This is a genomic window from Xiashengella succiniciproducens, from assembly GCF_023674465.1.
Classification (GTDB): Bacteria; Bacteroidota; Bacteroidia; order Bacteroidales; family Marinilabiliaceae; genus Geofilum; species Geofilum succiniciproducens.
Genome location: NZ_CP098400.1, coordinates 1,606,568 through 1,621,961 on the forward strand (window position 1 = coordinate 1,606,568; position 15,394 = coordinate 1,621,961).

The following is a 15,394-nucleotide window of genomic DNA, read 5'->3' on the forward strand; positions in this document are numbered from 1 at the left end:
TAGCACAGATTACTTGTAAAAGTTCTTGCTGAATGCCTGAAATTCCTTTTGCTTAAGCATTTTGCGCACTATTAATGCTTCCAGAAAGCCAAGTCCGTATCCGAAGTTTTGTGTGAAGACAGCGGGAACTGCCCAGCAGGCTGTATGTAATTCCTTTGTCTCACGCAGGGCATGGAAGAATACTATAAGCGGAACTGGAACTAACAGCAACAGTAACCATGGTTGACACAATGATGCAAGCAATACAGCCAAATGCCCAAGAACAAAGAGAGTAGGCAGGCAGTGAACCAGCTTTAAGGTTCCTTTATGTCTCAACTCAAGATTTATCCTTGCAATCCCCGAATTGTATACCTGTTTGAAAAATGCTCTCAGATTCTTACGACGCTTGTGATAAACAAAAGCATCCTTTATAAGTCTCGAAGAATAGCCCTTTTTCAAAAGACGCATACTAAAGTCCAGGTCTTCACCAAAACGCATCGAAGAAAAACCATTCAGGGAACAAAAGACACTATTGCGAACGCCAAGGTTAAAACTGCGGGGATAGAAGATATCAAACTTTTCAGCTGCCCCACGGATACCTCCCGTGGTCAGCACGCTACTCATTGCATAGCCAATAGCCTTTTGAATAACATTGAAGCTGTGGTGAGGTCTGTCAGGACCACCAAAGCTGTCAAAATCCTCGCTTGCCGTCTCTCTGTTTACTATTTCCATATAGTCCACCGGAAGGAAGCAATCAGAATCGAGAAACAACAACCATCTCCCGGTTGCCTGTCCGGCTCCTGCATTTCGGGCAAGTCCAGGTCCCTCGTTTTCTTTGTAGATGTACCTTACCTGAAAATCTTTAGCATACCCGGATACCAGCTGTTCGCTTTTTATTTCAGAGCCGTCATCTACGATTATTACCTCAAAATCTTTGAATGTCTGAACAGCCAGACTGTCCAATAAATCATTCAACTCCTCAGGCCTGTTATAAACAGGAACTATGATAGAAAAAGCAGGCATATTACCTATTGAATTATGAGAGCCACAAATATACAAAAATATTCAACCCCGATTATTTTCAACTTGACGTGCTTATTAATACTTCATTCTTTTTAGTATGAAAAAATATTCACAAATTTGCAACTTGTTTCTAAAAACAAGAAGATTGTAATTAATAAGGCTTTACAAATTTCATTTTATAAAAAGAGAAACTAAATAACCTTTAAATACACTATCGATGTTGAAGAGTCCACTACAAATTGAAAGAGGAAAATACATTCCCAAGATGCCAACATCTTTGAAGGGGATTGTAAAAATCGTTGAGGGTGAGAAAACACAATCAGTAGCAGACCAGGATCAAATCAAGGCCATGTTCCCAAATACCTATGGTCTTCCAATTCTTAAGTTTGAGACTGGTAACGAAATGAAACAATATCCTGCATACAAGGTTGGAGTTGTTCTTTCTGGAGGTCAGGCACCCGGCGGACATAATGTGATTTCTGGTCTGTTTGACGGACTGAAAGCATGTAACCCTGATAATAAGCTGTATGGTTTCCTTGGTGGCCCCAGCGGTCTGGTTGACAACAAATATAAGGAACTGACTGCCGATATTATTGATGAATATCGCAATACTGGAGGATTTGATATTATTGGTTCGGGTCGTACAAAGCTGGAAACTCCGGAACAATTCGACATGGTTCACCAGAATTGCAAGGCTTTGGGTGTAAATGCCGTTGTTATCATCGGTGGTGATGATTCCAACACCAATGCTTGTATCCTTGCTGAGTACTTTGCTGCAAAGAAGACCGGAATTCAGGTTATAGGTGTACCCAAGACAATTGACGGTGACCTGAAAAACGAGGTTGTTGAGACTTCTTTTGGTTTTGATACAGCCTGCAAGACATATAGTGAACTAATTGGTAACATCCAGAGGGATGCAAACTCAGCCAAGAAGTACTATCACTTTATCAGGTTGATGGGACGTTCAGCTTCTCATATCTGTCTTGAATGTGCACTTGAGACTCAACCAAATATCACAATTGTATCAGAGGAAGTTGAAAAGAAACAGATGACCCTGGATCAACTTGTATCTGAGATAGCTGAAGTAGTGGTAAGAAGGGCTGAAAAGGGTCTTAATTATGGTACCGTATTGATTCCTGAAGGAGTTGTTGAGTTCATTCCCGAAATGAAGATTCTGATTTCAGAACTGAATGATATTCTTGCTGAACATGAAGCTGAAGTTGCAGTACTTGAGTCTAACAAGGATAAGAGAGATTTTGTAGCATCCAAGCTTTCAAAGGCATCTTCAGAAGTATTCAACAGTCTGCCCAACAATATTTCAAATCAGTTGATGCTTGACAGGGATCCACACGGTAACGTTCAGGTTTCGGCTATCGAAACTGAAAAGTTGCTTATGGATATGACCAAGGCTAAGCTTAAACAACTGAAGAAAGATGGTAAGTACACCGGCAAATTTGGTGCTTTGGGTCACTTCTTCGGATATGAAGGTCGTTGTGCTATCCCATCCAACTTTGATGCTGACTACTGCTACACCCTTGGCTATACGGCTTCACTGTTGATCTCTGAAGGTAAGACTGGTTATATGGCTTCTGTAAAGAATCTTACAAAACCAGCAGATCAGTGGATTCCAGGAGGTGCTCCGATTACTATGATGATGAACATGGAAAAGCGCCATGGAGAACTGAAACCTGTAATTCAAAAAGCACTTGTTGAACTGGATGGAGCTCCTTTCAAGAAGCTTGTTGAAAACAGGGAAAGCTGGGCAATGAACTCAAACTACCTGTATCCAGGTCCAATTCAGTATTTTGGTCCTGCATCTGTTAGTGATGTTACAACTCAGACTCTGCTTCTTGAGCAAAGCAAATAGTATTTTTTTAATCTTATAACCTTATCGGGGTTGCCTCCGGGCAACCCCGATTATTCCTAACCCAAAAAACATTATGGCAAACATCATTGCACTATCTGAAGCGGCCTCAATTGGACTTCACAGTATGGTTCTGATTGCCAGGTCAGATGAAACGTTGAATGTAGGCCAAATTGCCGACAAGATTCATAGTTCACGTCACCACGTTGCTAAGGTCCTTCAAAGACTTGCTAAGAGCGACTATGTAAGTTCCAGCCGTGGACCATCCGGTGGTTTTACACTCAAGGCGGATCCTGAAAAGATTACCTTATTGGATATTTTTGAAGCTATTGAGGGAAAATTTGCGGTTCAAAGTTGCCCGGCAGATAAGGATACCTGTCCCTTCAATAAAAAGTGTCTTCTTGGGGATCTTTCTCACAATATATCGTCTGAGATTCAGAACTATATGTCAGGTAAAACACTGGCTGATTACCTCTGATATTATGCGTTTTTCAGATTTATGATGTGACAGGCTACCAAAGCCGCAGTCTCGGTGCGAAGACGTGCCGAACCCAATGAAACAGACCTGAAACCCAAATCTCTGGCCATTTTGACTTCATCAGGACCAAAGTCTCCTTCGGGTCCGATCAGTACCAGTGTGTCTTTTGCTCTGCTCACTACATCCTGCAAATGAGGCTTGTCACCATCTTCATGGCAATGCGCTATAAACTTGTCGCCAGTGAAACTTTGCTTTATAAAAGTTTTAAAATCAGCGAGTTCGTTGAGAACGGGTCTCCATAGAGCACCTGACTGCTTTACTGCTGAGGTGATAATTTTATCCAGTCTGTCATTTTTAAGGTTTCTCCGCTCTGAATTCATACTGAATATGGGGCTTATTATTCCTATGCCTATTTCGGTGCTCTTTTCAACAAACCATTCAGTGCGGTCTATGTTTTTAGTAGGAGCAAAGGCTATGTGACATACATAAGCTGGAGGATCTTCCTTCGTTTCGGTAAGGATTCGTACCTGACATCGTCTTGCGTTGGCATCTGTAATCTCAGCTTCAAAGAGTTGGCCCTGTCCGTTGATAATATGAATAACATCTCCTTCTCTTTTCCTGAGAACCTTCACACAATGATTTGATTCCACCGGGTCGAGATAACCTCCGTTTTCTACAATCTTAGGCTCATAAAAGATTTGCATGTTATTGATCTTTCAGATATTAAGTTATAAGTTATTTCTTCATCAAAAATAACAGTAAATAACAATACCCAATCAAAAAAAGTCGTTCTTTTGAAACTGCAATTCGATGCAGTCGGGCTGGATCGGGTTGTATTGTTTTTTTGTATAAGCCCATGAAATGAAAAAAATTATTGTAATCAATCACCCCCAACGATGGATCCTGGATGTTCCAGGAGTCGATGTAATATCACCAAAAGAGTATTTAGAGAATGAGACCTATGCAAAGATGAAGAACGCCCGTGTCTTCAACCTTTGCTATGACTATGCCTACCAGACCAGAGGATACTATGTGTCCCTGCTTGCAGAGGCAAGGGGACAAAAGGTAATACCCTCAGTCAAAAACATTCTGGATCTGAAGGCTCATGCTATTGTAAAATCAATCTCAGAGGCTCAGGATGAACTGATTCAGAAGACTTTCAGGCATATTCGATCGTCTGAGTATGTACTGAGTGTTTACTTTGGCAGGAATTTCTCTCCGCAATACGATAAGCTGGCCCATGAGCTATATATGTTGCTTCAGGCACCTATGCTTAGGGCCAGGTTTGTAAAAAACGGAAAGTGGGAGCTGGCATCCGTTAAGGCTTTTCCGTTCAAAGAGATCCCCGAGCAACACATACCATATGTTTACTCATTTGCCGAGCAGTACTTTATGCAGAAAAGGTACGACAAGGCCAGGGTTGATAAATATAAGTATGACCTTGCAATACTTGTAAACACACATGAGAAGGCAGCACCATCAAATAGGAAGGCTATCTCAAATTTTGTGGAGGCTGCTGAGAAGCTGGGATGCAATGTCGAACTGATTACAAAGGATGACTATAGCCGTTTGGGTGAGTTTGATGCACTGTTCATAAGGGAAACAACCTCGGTAAACCATCATACCTATAAGATGTCCAGAAGGGCACAAAGGGAAGGCCTGGCAGTTATTGATTCGCCGGAATCAATTCTGAAGTGCGCCAATAAGGTTTATCTTGCCGAGCTTCTTGCACTTAATAAGATTCCTACACCAAAAACAATTACTATACATTCTGAAAATGTTAAGGGTATTGAAAAACAACTTGGCTTCCCATGTGTTTTAAAGCTACCTGATTCATCATTTTCACAGGGAGTGGTCAAAGTGAGCACTCCTCAGGAGATGAAGGGCAAGCTTAAGGTCATGATGAAGGAGTCGGATATTATTATTGCCCAGGAATTCCTTCCAACATCTTATGACTGGAGGGTTGGAGTTCTCAATAATGAGGTTCTTTTTGTCTGTAAGTATTATATGGCAAAGGATCACTGGCAGATAATAAATTGGGAATCCAAGCATAAGGGTGATATGATGGGCAATTTTGATATCTTCCGTACCGAGGATGTCCCACCACATGTGGTTGAAGTTGCCCTCAAGGCTACAAAGCTGATTGGAAACGGATTATATGGAGTGGATGTTAAGGAGGTTGATGGAAAGGCCTATGTTATCGAGGTTAACGACAACCCCAATATTGATGCAGGGGTAGAAGATTGCCTGTTAGGTGAAGAAATATACACAAAAATTATAAGCCATCTTTTATCAATGGCAAACAGATAAGCAAAAACGCATGGCAACAGGGGATAGGAAATACCAGTGGGGGACGCACAGACCATTCAACGATTTTGGCTCTCATATGAGAAAACGTTTCAACGGTCTGGTGCAGAAGGTTTCCATAGATGCCGGATTTACCTGTCCAAACAGGGATGGGAGCAAGGGCTTCGGAGGTTGTACCTTTTGTAATAATGAGACATTCAAACCTGTTTATAGTCAGGCATCTAAGACTGTAAGCGAACAACTAAAAACTGGAATAAGTCTCTTTGAGGCAAAGCATCCGGGAACCAGGTATCTGGCATACTTTCAGGCTTATACCAACACTTACGGTGAAATATCCAAACTTATTGAGTTATACGAAGAGGCACTTGCATTTCCAGGTGTAATTGGATTGATTGTGGGTACGCGACCAGACTGCCTTCCCGATCATCTCCTGGATTACTTTGAAGAGCTTTCCCGTAAGTGCTATGTTGCTATCGAACTGGGAATTGAGTCCACAAAGGATGAGACACTAAACAGGGTTAACAGAGGGCATGATTTCCAGAGTTCAATCGATGCAATACATCGGATAGCTAGTCGTAATATCCCTGTTGGTGCCCATATGATACTTGGGTTACCGGGAGAAACAAAAGATGATATCCTTGGACATGCGCCAATAGTTTCAGAGTTACCTCTCTCATACCTTAAACTGCACCAACTTCAATATGTACGAGGTTCAAAACTTGGCAGGGAATACCTGAAGAATCCGGAAAACTTTAAAGTTTTCGAGCTGGAGGAATATGTGGATCTTGTAGTTGAGTTTGTTGTTAGACTACGTCCCGGTATAGTACTTGAAAGATTTTCAAGTCAGTCTCCCTACTACCTGCTTATTGCTCCTGCCTGGAAGCTTAAAAACCATGAATTGAGTCATCTTGTCGAAAAAAGGCTGCAAGAGCTCAACCTATGGCAAGGAAAGTACTACAATGCCGAGTTGGATAGCATACCCCAAATATCCCGTATAAATGCATAAAAAACGGCTGTCTGCATAGTAGCAGATAGCCGCTTTTTATGCTGCGATACGATTATCTTGATCCAAAAACCCTTTTAAGTATCTCTGTAACTCTTGCTGCAGGATCGTTCCTGATTTCTGCTTCTTCTTCTGCCAGTTTTAGGAAAATTCCATCAAGTGCCTTGTTTGTAAGATAGCTGTCAAGCTGCACCTCTACCTTTTTAAATCCGGCAACCTGACCTACCATACTGCCAGCAACCTTGTTCCATTGACCAGTAAGGTTATTCCAAGTCTCATTGGCAGATACACCAGCCACAAGTTTTTTATCCAGCGAAGATTTAAGTTTTGGTTGATATAAATTAAACAATTCATTGAATGTATTTGCTTTAAGGTACTGAGTGGCAGCATTGTTCTCGCCTTTCAGAATGGTGAAAGCATCCTGAATAGTCATTTGCCTTATTGCATTCAGAAATACAGGGGCAGCTTCCCTTGCAGCATCCTCAGCAGCTCTGTTGATTCTAAGAATAAGATCTTCAACCAGTTTTTCACCACCCGGGATTCGGCTAATGTTGTCGGTAATAATTGCAGCTTCAGGTGGGAGTAGCAGTTTCACTGCCGGATCACCATAGTATCCATTGAGTTTGGCCAATTTCATTGCAGCAGAGTCGCTACCCACCCTAAGAGCTTCTTTAAGTCCGCTAACCACCTCGGTTTGCGTAAGGGCCTGGTTCGTTTCCAGTGTTTGTACCACTTGAAGTAACTCTGTGCATGAGCTTAAAACACAGAAAGATATAATTATCGCAATCACTTTCTTTATCATGATATATAAATTTTGAATCAATAATAAGCAAAGTTACATCAAAATAATACTGATTTTAGGGACAATTCTGGTATTTTGCAGTAAATATTGTACTATATTGCACAGAGAATGCTTAAACATTATTTTTTATTTATAAATCCTGTGCTAATTTTGTGAGGAATTAATGTGACATGGTTAATCCAAATTTAGATATAGTTGTTAAATTAGAGCAGAAGATCGATAAGCTGGTTGAGAGCTATAAGTCTGAGAAAGAGGAAAACAAGATGCTCAGAACTCAGATTGCTCAATTAAGCAGTCAATTGGAGCAGAGCGCTTCATCTTATGCATTACTTCAGGAGGAGTATGATAAGTTGAAGATAGCCAAGACTATAGAAGCTTCGGGAGCGGACGTTCGCGATACGAAGCAGAGGATTAATCAAATTGTGCGGGAAATTGATAAATGTATTGCCCTGTTGAATCGTTAAGAGCTTCTGATGGACGATAAACTTTCTATACGTGTTAATGTCGCTGACAGGTACTATCCTTTAAGGGTTGATCCTAGTGATGAGGAGCGAATAAGAAAAGCGGCCAGGCTTATTAACGATAAGGTCTTGCAGTACAAGCAGCGTTATAATGACAAGGACGTTCAGGACTTTTTGGCTATGGCTGCCTTACAGTTTGTTATTAAGGCATTGGAAGGTGAAGAAAGTCAGGATACTACACCCTTGATTAATGCAATTAGTTTGTTGGACCAAAAGCTGGAGAAGCTGTTGACAGAGGAATAGTATTTGTTTTTTTTTGTAATTGTCCCGCATTTTTTTCCTGAGCCGGCTGGCCTGTATTGGGCTGCCTGCGCTTATAATTCCAGGAAAGAAGTGCGTTTTTTTATATATGTTTAATTGTACTGATAATGGAAATAGTAATTGGAATATCGGCCTTTTTATTTGGCGGACTTGTAACATGGATTGCAGTAACACAAGCATTTAAGAACCGTGCCAAAAGGATAATCCGCGAGGCTGAAAATGAAGCTGAAGTCATCAAGAAGGAAAAGATGCTTCAGGCAAAGGAAAAGTTTCTACAGCTTAAGGCTGAACATGAAAAGGAAATAAACAGCAGAAATGCAAAGATACTGGCTTTGGAAAATAAGACAAAGCAAAGAGAGACTGCTGTTGCACAGCGTATTGAAGAGTATGCCCGAAAGAAAAAGGAACTTGATACAGTACGCGAAAATCTGGATGCTCAACTTGAAATAGTAGAAAAGAAGAACGAAGAATTAGATCGCCTGCACAAACAGCAGGTTGAGCAACTTGAAGCAATCTCAGGTATGTCTGCTGAAGAGGCCAGAGAGATGCTTATTGAATCTTTAAAGGCTGAGGCCAAAACCGAAGCAATGTCATATATCAATGACATTATGGATGAAGCCAAGATTAATGCTTCAAGGGAAGCCAAGCGTATAGTACTAAATACTGTACAACGTGTTGCAACCGAAACTGCAATTGAAAATGCTGTTACTATCTTCCACATTGATTCGGATGAGATTAAGGGGCGTATCATTGGTCGTGAAGGTCGTAATATCAGGGCTCTTGAGGCTGCTACAGGAGTTGAGATTATTGTCGATGATACTCCTGAGGCAATTGTCCTTTCTGCATTCGATCCGATGCGCAGGGAAATTGCCCGTCTTGCACTTCATCAACTTGTAACTGACGGACGTATCCACCCCGCAAGAATTGAAGAGGTGGTTAACAAGGTTCGCAAGCAGGTAGAGGAAGAAGTAATCGAAACCGGTAAGCGTACTGCAATAGACCTGGGAGTACACGGTTTGCATCCCGAGTTGATCAAGCTTGTTGGTAAAATGAAGTACAGGTCTTCCTATGGTCAAAACCTGTTACAGCACAGCCGTGAAACAGCTAATCTTTGTGCTTTGATGGCTGCTGAACTTGGACTAAATGCCAAGAGGGCCAAACGTGCCGGTCTGCTACACGATATTGGTAAAGTATCTGATGAGGATCCGGAATTACCACACGCAATCCTGGGTATGAAGCTTGCAGAGAAGTACAAGGAAAAACCGGATATCTGCAACGCTATAGGTGCTCACCACGACGAGGTAGAAATGACTACCATGATTGCACCAATTATTCAGGTCTGTGATGCTATTTCAGGTGCACGTCCGGGAGCCCGCCGTGAAGTTGTAGAAGCATATATCAAGAGGTTGAACGACCTGGAAACCCTTGCTTTGAGTTATCCGGGTGTTCTTAAGACCTATGCTATTCAAGCTGGTAGGGAACTGCGTGTAATCGTAGGAAGTGAAAAGGTAAGTGATAAGGAGGCTGAAGAGCTGTCATACGATATAGCCAGAAAGATTCAAACAGAGATGACCTATCCAGGCCAGGTAAAGATCACAGTAATCAGGGAAACGAGAGCAATTAGTATTGCAAAATAATAAGACAGGTAATTAACCTACAATGTATTTGAAATAAGCAGGCAGGCAAGCCTGCTTATTTTTTATCCATGGGCTTGTTACCGTAAGGAATCATACTGAAATTAGCTCTCTGGGGCAATAAAATTTTCCAAGAGTAGTTTTAACGCATCGGGCGGAATGTTGTAGCATAGGGTATTTCTTACTATTTTTGTTTAAATGAAAACTGAATATCATGGGGCTTATTGAAAACCAGTCCGTTCTTGTTACCGGAGGAGCCGGATTTATCGGATCAAACATTATCGAGAAACTTCTGAAGCAGAACAACAGGGTGGTATGCCTTGATAATTTTGCCACGGGAAAGCGGGAAAATATTGCCGCCTATATGAATAATCCGGCCTTCAGACTTATTGAAGGGGATATCCGCGATTTGGACACTTGTCGTAAGGCTGTAGAAGGAGCGAACATAGTACTACATCAGGCAGCTCTTGGATCAGTTCCACGTTCCGTTAAGGATCCGCTTACATCGAACGAGGTTAATGTCAGTGGCTTTCTCAATGTCCTTGTTGCTTCACGAGATGCAGGAGTCAAGCGTATTGTATATGCTGCCAGCAGTTCAACTTACGGAGACAGTAAGGATCTGCCCAAGGTAGAGGATAGAATAGGAAAGCCGATGTCGCCCTATGCAGTTACCAAATATGTAAATGAGTTATATGCTTCAGTGTTTGCCAATCTTTATGGCATGGAGCTTATAGGACTTAGATATTTCAATGTGTTTGGCCCACGTCAGGATCCTTTCGGTGCCTATGCAGCAGTTATTCCACTCTTTGTAAAGGCACTTATTGCAAAAGAATCTCCAAGGATAAATGGAGACGGGACTTATTCAAGGGACTTTACCTACGTTGTAAATGTGGTTCAGGCCAACGAAAGGGCAGCCACAACCACCAACCCTGATGCGGTAAATACTGTGTTTAATGTTGCCTGTGGTGAAAGGACAAGTATTCAGAATCTGTTTGATATATTACGGGATAAGCTAAGCCGCTTTGACGGGGCTATAGCATCAGTAGAACCCATCTATGGTGAAGTACGTTTAGGAGATGTACCCCATTCACTTGCATCTATTGAAAAGGCACAAAGCCTGCTTGGATATAAACCAACTCACCTTTTTGCCGACGGTATTGAGGAGGCAATAAACTGGTACTGGGAAAACCTGAAGAGCTGAATAATATGCTGTTCAGCTCAATAATGACTATATTTCGACATTAAAACCCAAATTAAGTAAATCTTATCATGGCTAAGGTTGCATTAATCACCGGTGTTACCGGTCAGGACGGAGCCTACCTGTCTGAGTATCTTTTGAAAAAGGGTTACATAGTACATGGTATTAAAAGGCGTAGTTCTCTTTTCAACACTGACAGGATAGATCATATCTATCAGGATCCACATGCAGAAAACAGAAATTTTATTCTGCATTATGGTGATCTTACAGATTCAACCAATATTATCAGGATAGTACAGGAAACCCAGCCTGACGAAATATACAATCTGGCTGCAATGTCACACGTTGGAGTGAGTTTTGACACACCAGAATACACTGCAAATGCTGACGGAATAGGCACTCTGCGCTTTCTGGAGGCTATCAGGCTACTTGGACTTACAAAGAAGACCCGTTTTTATCAGGCTTCAACAAGTGAACTCTATGGAATGGTTCAGGAAGTTCCCCAGTCTGAAAAGACCCCATTCTATCCGCGGTCACCTTATGCTGTGGCTAAGCTCTATGCTTACTGGATCTGTGTAAACTACAGGGAAGCATACAACATGTATGCATGTAACGGAATCCTGTTCAATCACGAGTCTCCAATCAGAGGTGAAACTTTTGTTACCCGTAAGATCACAAGGGCTGTTTCACGTATTGCACTTGGACTACAGGAAAAGTTATATCTGGGTAATCTTTCTGCTAAGCGTGACTGGGGTCATGCCAAGGACTATGTCAAGGCTATGTATCTGATTCTGCAACAGGATAGACCAGACGATTTTGTTGTCGCTACAGGTGTTACCACTGAGGTTCGTGACTTTGTGCGTATGACTTTTGCCTACCTTGGATGTGAAGTGGAATTCAGAGGGACCGGTGTTGAAGAAAAGGGATATGTAATAAGCAGTAGCAATGATGAATACAAGAACCTAATAGGGAAGTGCGTTGTTGAAGTTGACCCGAGGTATTTCAGACCTGCTGAAGTTGAACTGCTTATTGGTGATCCGTCTAAGGCTAAGAGTGTATTGGGTTGGGAACCACAATATGACCTAAATGCTCTTATTGAAGATATGATGGGTTCTGATCTCAAGTTGATGCAGAAAGAAAAGTATCTCAAAGATGGTGGATACAAAACATTAAACTACTTTGAATGATGCAAAAAGATAGTAAGATCTTTGTTGCCGGACACAGGGGACTGGTTGGATCAGCAATTACCAGGAAGCTGCAAATGGACGGTTTTACAAATCTTATTCTGAAGGGACGTGAAGAGCTTGATCTTCGCGATCAGGCTGCTGTGGAGGATTTCTTCATGAAAGAAAGGCCTGAGTTCGTTTTTCTTGCAGCTGCCAAGGTTGGAGGTATTATGGCCAATAATACTTACAGGGCAGATTTTATATACGAGAACCTTCAGATTCAGAACAACATAATCCATAGCTCCTACAAGAGTGGGGTCAGGAAACTGCTCTTTTTGGGCAGTTCCTGTATTTATCCAAGGGAAGCCCCTCAGCCAATGAAAGAGGATAGTCTGCTTACCAGTCCGCTTGAATACACTAATGAGCCTTATGCTATAGCCAAGATTGCCGGTATCAAGATGTGCGAGTCGTACAATATTCAGTACGGCACCGATTATATAGCAGTGATGCCGACAAATCTATATGGACCCAATGACAACTACAATCTTGAGAATTCTCACGTATTGCCTGCTCTTATCAGGAAGATGCATCTTGGTAAACTTATAATGGAGGGTAATATGGCAGGAGTGAGGGAGGATCTACACAAGCGTCCGATAGGTAGTGTGGATCTCTCAGTGAATGATGCTCAGTTGCATGCTCAGTTTGAAAGATTTGGTATCTACACACAATCCGCAGAAGTTGAGATTAAACTTTGGGGCAGTGGTACACCCTTACGTGAATTTCTTCATTCAGACGACCTTGCAGAGGCTGTACTCTTTGTAATGAACAACATTAGCTTTGCCGACATAGTAAAGGAAAGAGGACTTAAGGAGATTCGTAATACCCACTTAAACATCGGTTCCGGAGTAGATTTGCCGATTGCCGAACTTGCAAAGAAGGTGAAAGAGATAGTAGGATTCAAGGGGCAAATAAGCTGGGATTCTTCAAAACCTGATGGCACATACAGAAAGCTTATGGATGTTGGTGGACTTGCAGCTTTAGGCTGGAAGGCCAGGATTACACTTGATGATGGTATTCGTATGGTTTACAATCAGTATTGTAGTTAACCAGTTCAAATTTAGAGACTAATACAGATGTCACAGTTTGACAGAATTATTGATCGCAGCGGAACCAGGGCTATCAAACTGGAATCGCGTGAGCGTTTATTTGGTGATCCTGATGTAATTCCATTATGGGTTGCAGATATGGATTTTGCAGCTCCACCAGCTGTTGTAAAAGCTATCAAAGATCGTACTGAGCACCCGATATTTGGCTATACTACCAGAGGACAGGCCTTTCTGGATGCAATAAGCTCCTGGCTTAAGAGACGCTATGAATGGGATGTGGATCAATCATGGATAGAGTTTTCCCCCGGAGTTGTTCCGAATCTGGGTCTTGCTGTTCAGGCACTTACAAAACAGGGTGAGGGTGTTATTATCCAACCACCGGTATATCCACCGTTTTTCGGTGTAGTAAGGGACTTTGACCGTAAGGTTGTGGAGAATCCACTAGTAAATGCTGAAGAGGGCTACAAAGTTGATTTTGATCATTTTGAGAAACTATGTGCTGACCCGTCAAATACACTTTTCATCCTCTGTCATCCCCATAACCCTGTAGGTAGGGTGTGGACTCCCGAGGAACTGCGTAGGATGGGTGAGATATGTATCAAACATGGAGTTTCAATCGTGTCTGACGAGATACATTGTGACCTGACTTTATTTGGTAACAGGCACAGGCCCATGGCTACAATTTCTCCTGAGATAGCAGATATAACGGTGACATGTATGGCACCGAGCAAGACCTTCAATCTGGCAGGATTCAGTACCTCTTATATGATTGCATCAAATAAGGAGCTGCTAAATAAGTGCAGGGAGCAGGTGATGGCATATCACCTGCATATGGGAAATGTATTTGGATCCATAGCACTTGAAGCGGCCTATAATGAATCTGAAGATTGGCTGGAAAATTTGAAGAAATATTTGGAAGGAAATATTAACTTGGTAATAGAAACAGTTGAAAAAGAGATGCCTGAAGTGAAGGTCAGACGCCCGGAGGCAACCTATTTGCTGTGGATGGATTTTAGTGCCTGGAATCTAAAGCAAAGTGATCTTAAGACCTTGCTTTATGGAAAGGCAAGAGTTGGCTTAAACGACGGTGTTAGCTTTGGAAAGGAAGGTCGCGGGTTTATGCGTATGAATGTAGCCAGTCCGCGTTCCATCATTGAAAAGGCTATGCAAAACATAGTAGAAGTAAGAAGTAATGAATTAATTAAACTGAATCCTTGATGAAGAAGATGGTTTTTAGGGGTAAACCGGGCAGGGTCGCAATAATTGCTCTTGCTGCAGGACTGATTATCTGGGCATGTTCTACGGTACCGCTCACAGGTCGTCGTCAGTTGAGCCTTGTGGCTGACAGTGAGATCAATGCTTTGAGTTTTAGTCAGTATGATGAATTTCTGAAGGAAAACAAACTCTCTACCAATGCTGAGCAGACAGCAATGATTAAGAGTGTTGGTAAAAAGATCGCTGCTGCTGTAGAGTCTTACCTCTCTCAGAATGGTATGTCCGACAGAATAGAAGGATTTGCATGGGAGTTCAACTTGGTTGATGATGCTACTCCAAATGCATGGTGTATGCCTGGTGGCAAGGTAGTCTTCTACACTGGCATTTTACCTATCTGCCAGGATGAAAATGGTATTGCAGTTGTTATGGGCCACGAAATTGCGCACGCAGTTGCTAAGCATGGTAGCGAACGTATGTCACAGCAGATGGCTGCTGAATTAGGTTCAGCTACTCTGACCGCATTGCTGGCTGAGCAGCCAGAAACAACAAAGCAAATAGCACAGCTTGCTTTTGGTGTTGGCACCCAATATGGTGTACTGCTTCCTTATTCAAGGACACACGAAACTGAAGCTGACAGGCTTGGTTTGATCTTTATGGCTATAGCCGGCTATGATCCTTCCACTGCAATTAGTTTCTGGCAAAGAATGGCTGAAATGAGCGGTGGAGCAAATGTGCCTCAGTTTCTGAGTACTCACCCAAGTAATACTACACGTATTACCAACCTGCAAAGTTTCCTGCCTGAAGCATTTCAATACTACAAGAAGTAAAATTATCCAG

General features: G+C 42.1%; 15 protein-coding genes. 12 read left to right on the plus strand and 3 right to left on the minus strand.

Annotated elements, in window-relative coordinates; genetic code table 11:
• Positions 1-9: 9 nt before the first annotated feature.
• A complete protein-coding gene (locus M9189_RS06785) occupies positions 10-1,002 on the minus strand; it encodes a glycosyltransferase (RefSeq protein ID WP_250721932.1) in 993 nt (330 codons plus the stop codon).
• A 217-nt stretch (positions 1,003-1,219) separates the two neighbouring features.
• Between M9189_RS06785 and M9189_RS06790 the strand changes: the two genes are divergently transcribed.
• Positions 1,220-2,869 carry a diphosphate--fructose-6-phosphate 1-phosphotransferase gene (locus M9189_RS06790; RefSeq protein ID WP_250721933.1) on the plus strand — a complete coding sequence of 550 codons (1,650 nt, stop codon included), beginning with the start codon at positions 1,220-1,222 and terminating at the stop codon, positions 2,867-2,869.
• Positions 2,870-2,942: 73 nt separating this feature from the next.
• Positions 2,943-3,344 (plus strand): RrF2 family transcriptional regulator, encoded by a 402-nt coding sequence (locus M9189_RS06795; RefSeq protein ID WP_250721934.1) that lies wholly within the window; start codon positions 2,943-2,945, stop codon positions 3,342-3,344.
• A gap of 2 nt (positions 3,345-3,346) precedes the next feature.
• On the opposite strand, the gene M9189_RS06800 is transcribed toward M9189_RS06795, so the two are convergent.
• The gene (locus tag M9189_RS06800) at positions 3,347-4,048 is read right to left on the minus strand and encodes a 16S rRNA (uracil(1498)-N(3))-methyltransferase (RefSeq protein WP_250721935.1); all 702 of its coding nucleotides are present in this window, start codon (positions 4,046-4,048) and stop codon (positions 3,347-3,349) included.
• Positions 4,049-4,205: 157 nt separating this feature from the next.
• On the opposite strand from M9189_RS06800, the gene M9189_RS06805 reads away from it, so the two are divergent.
• Both M9189_RS06805 and mnmL read left to right on the plus strand, forming a co-directional pair.
• On the plus strand, positions 4,206-5,654 hold the full coding sequence (locus tag M9189_RS06805; protein WP_250721936.1) for a RimK family protein: 1,449 nt from the start codon (positions 4,206-4,208) through the stop codon (positions 5,652-5,654).
• Between the two features lie 10 nt (positions 5,655-5,664).
• Positions 5,665-6,657, plus strand: a complete 993-nt coding sequence (gene mnmL, locus M9189_RS06810) for a tRNA modification radical SAM protein MnmL/YtqA (protein ID WP_250721937.1) — start codon at positions 5,665-5,667, stop codon at positions 6,655-6,657.
• A 52-nt stretch (positions 6,658-6,709) separates the two neighbouring features.
• Here the strand turns inward: mnmL and M9189_RS06815 are convergent, their stop codons facing one another.
• On the minus strand, positions 6,710-7,456 hold the full coding sequence (locus M9189_RS06815; protein WP_250721938.1) for a DUF4197 domain-containing protein: 747 nt from the start codon (positions 7,454-7,456) through the stop codon (positions 6,710-6,712).
• Between the two features lie 170 nt (positions 7,457-7,626).
• Between M9189_RS06815 and M9189_RS06820 the strand changes: the two genes are divergently transcribed.
• The 8 genes from M9189_RS06820 to M9189_RS06855 all read left to right on the plus strand — a co-directional run bounded on the left by M9189_RS06820 (position 7,627) and on the right by M9189_RS06855 (position 15,384).
• Positions 7,627-7,920 (plus strand): hypothetical protein, encoded by a 294-nt coding sequence (locus tag M9189_RS06820; RefSeq protein ID WP_250721939.1) that lies wholly within the window; start codon positions 7,627-7,629, stop codon positions 7,918-7,920.
• A gap of 9 nt (positions 7,921-7,929) precedes the next feature.
• Positions 7,930-8,220, plus strand: a complete 291-nt coding sequence (locus M9189_RS06825; protein WP_250721940.1) for a cell division protein ZapA — start codon at positions 7,930-7,932, stop codon at positions 8,218-8,220.
• A gap of 125 nt (positions 8,221-8,345) precedes the next feature.
• Positions 8,346-9,875, plus strand: coding sequence for a ribonuclease Y (gene rny, locus M9189_RS06830; protein WP_250721941.1), 1,530 nt, complete (start codon positions 8,346-8,348; stop codon positions 9,873-9,875).
• A 211-nt stretch (positions 9,876-10,086) separates the two neighbouring features.
• Positions 10,087-11,073: an SDR family oxidoreductase gene (locus tag M9189_RS06835; protein WP_250721942.1), complete on the plus strand. Its 987-nt coding sequence runs from the start codon at positions 10,087-10,089 to the stop codon at positions 11,071-11,073.
• A gap of 68 nt (positions 11,074-11,141) precedes the next feature.
• A complete protein-coding gene (gmd, locus tag M9189_RS06840; protein ID WP_250721943.1) occupies positions 11,142-12,257 on the plus strand; it encodes a GDP-mannose 4,6-dehydratase in 1,116 nt (371 codons plus the stop codon).
• Complete coding sequence (locus M9189_RS06845) at positions 12,257-13,342, plus strand: GDP-L-fucose synthase family protein (protein WP_250725550.1); 1,086 nt, start codon at positions 12,257-12,259, stop codon at positions 13,340-13,342. The genes gmd and M9189_RS06845 overlap by 1 nt, the downstream gene beginning before the upstream one ends.
• A 27-nt stretch (positions 13,343-13,369) precedes the next feature.
• Positions 13,370-14,560 carry a MalY/PatB family protein gene (locus tag M9189_RS06850; protein ID WP_250721944.1) on the plus strand — a complete coding sequence of 397 codons (1,191 nt, stop codon included), beginning with the start codon at positions 13,370-13,372 and terminating at the stop codon, positions 14,558-14,560.
• Positions 14,560-15,384 carry a M48 family metallopeptidase gene (locus M9189_RS06855; protein ID WP_250721945.1) on the plus strand — a complete coding sequence of 275 codons (825 nt, stop codon included), beginning with the start codon at positions 14,560-14,562 and terminating at the stop codon, positions 15,382-15,384. The genes M9189_RS06850 and M9189_RS06855 overlap by 1 nt, the downstream gene beginning before the upstream one ends.
• The last annotated feature ends 10 nt before the right edge of the window (positions 15,385-15,394 follow it).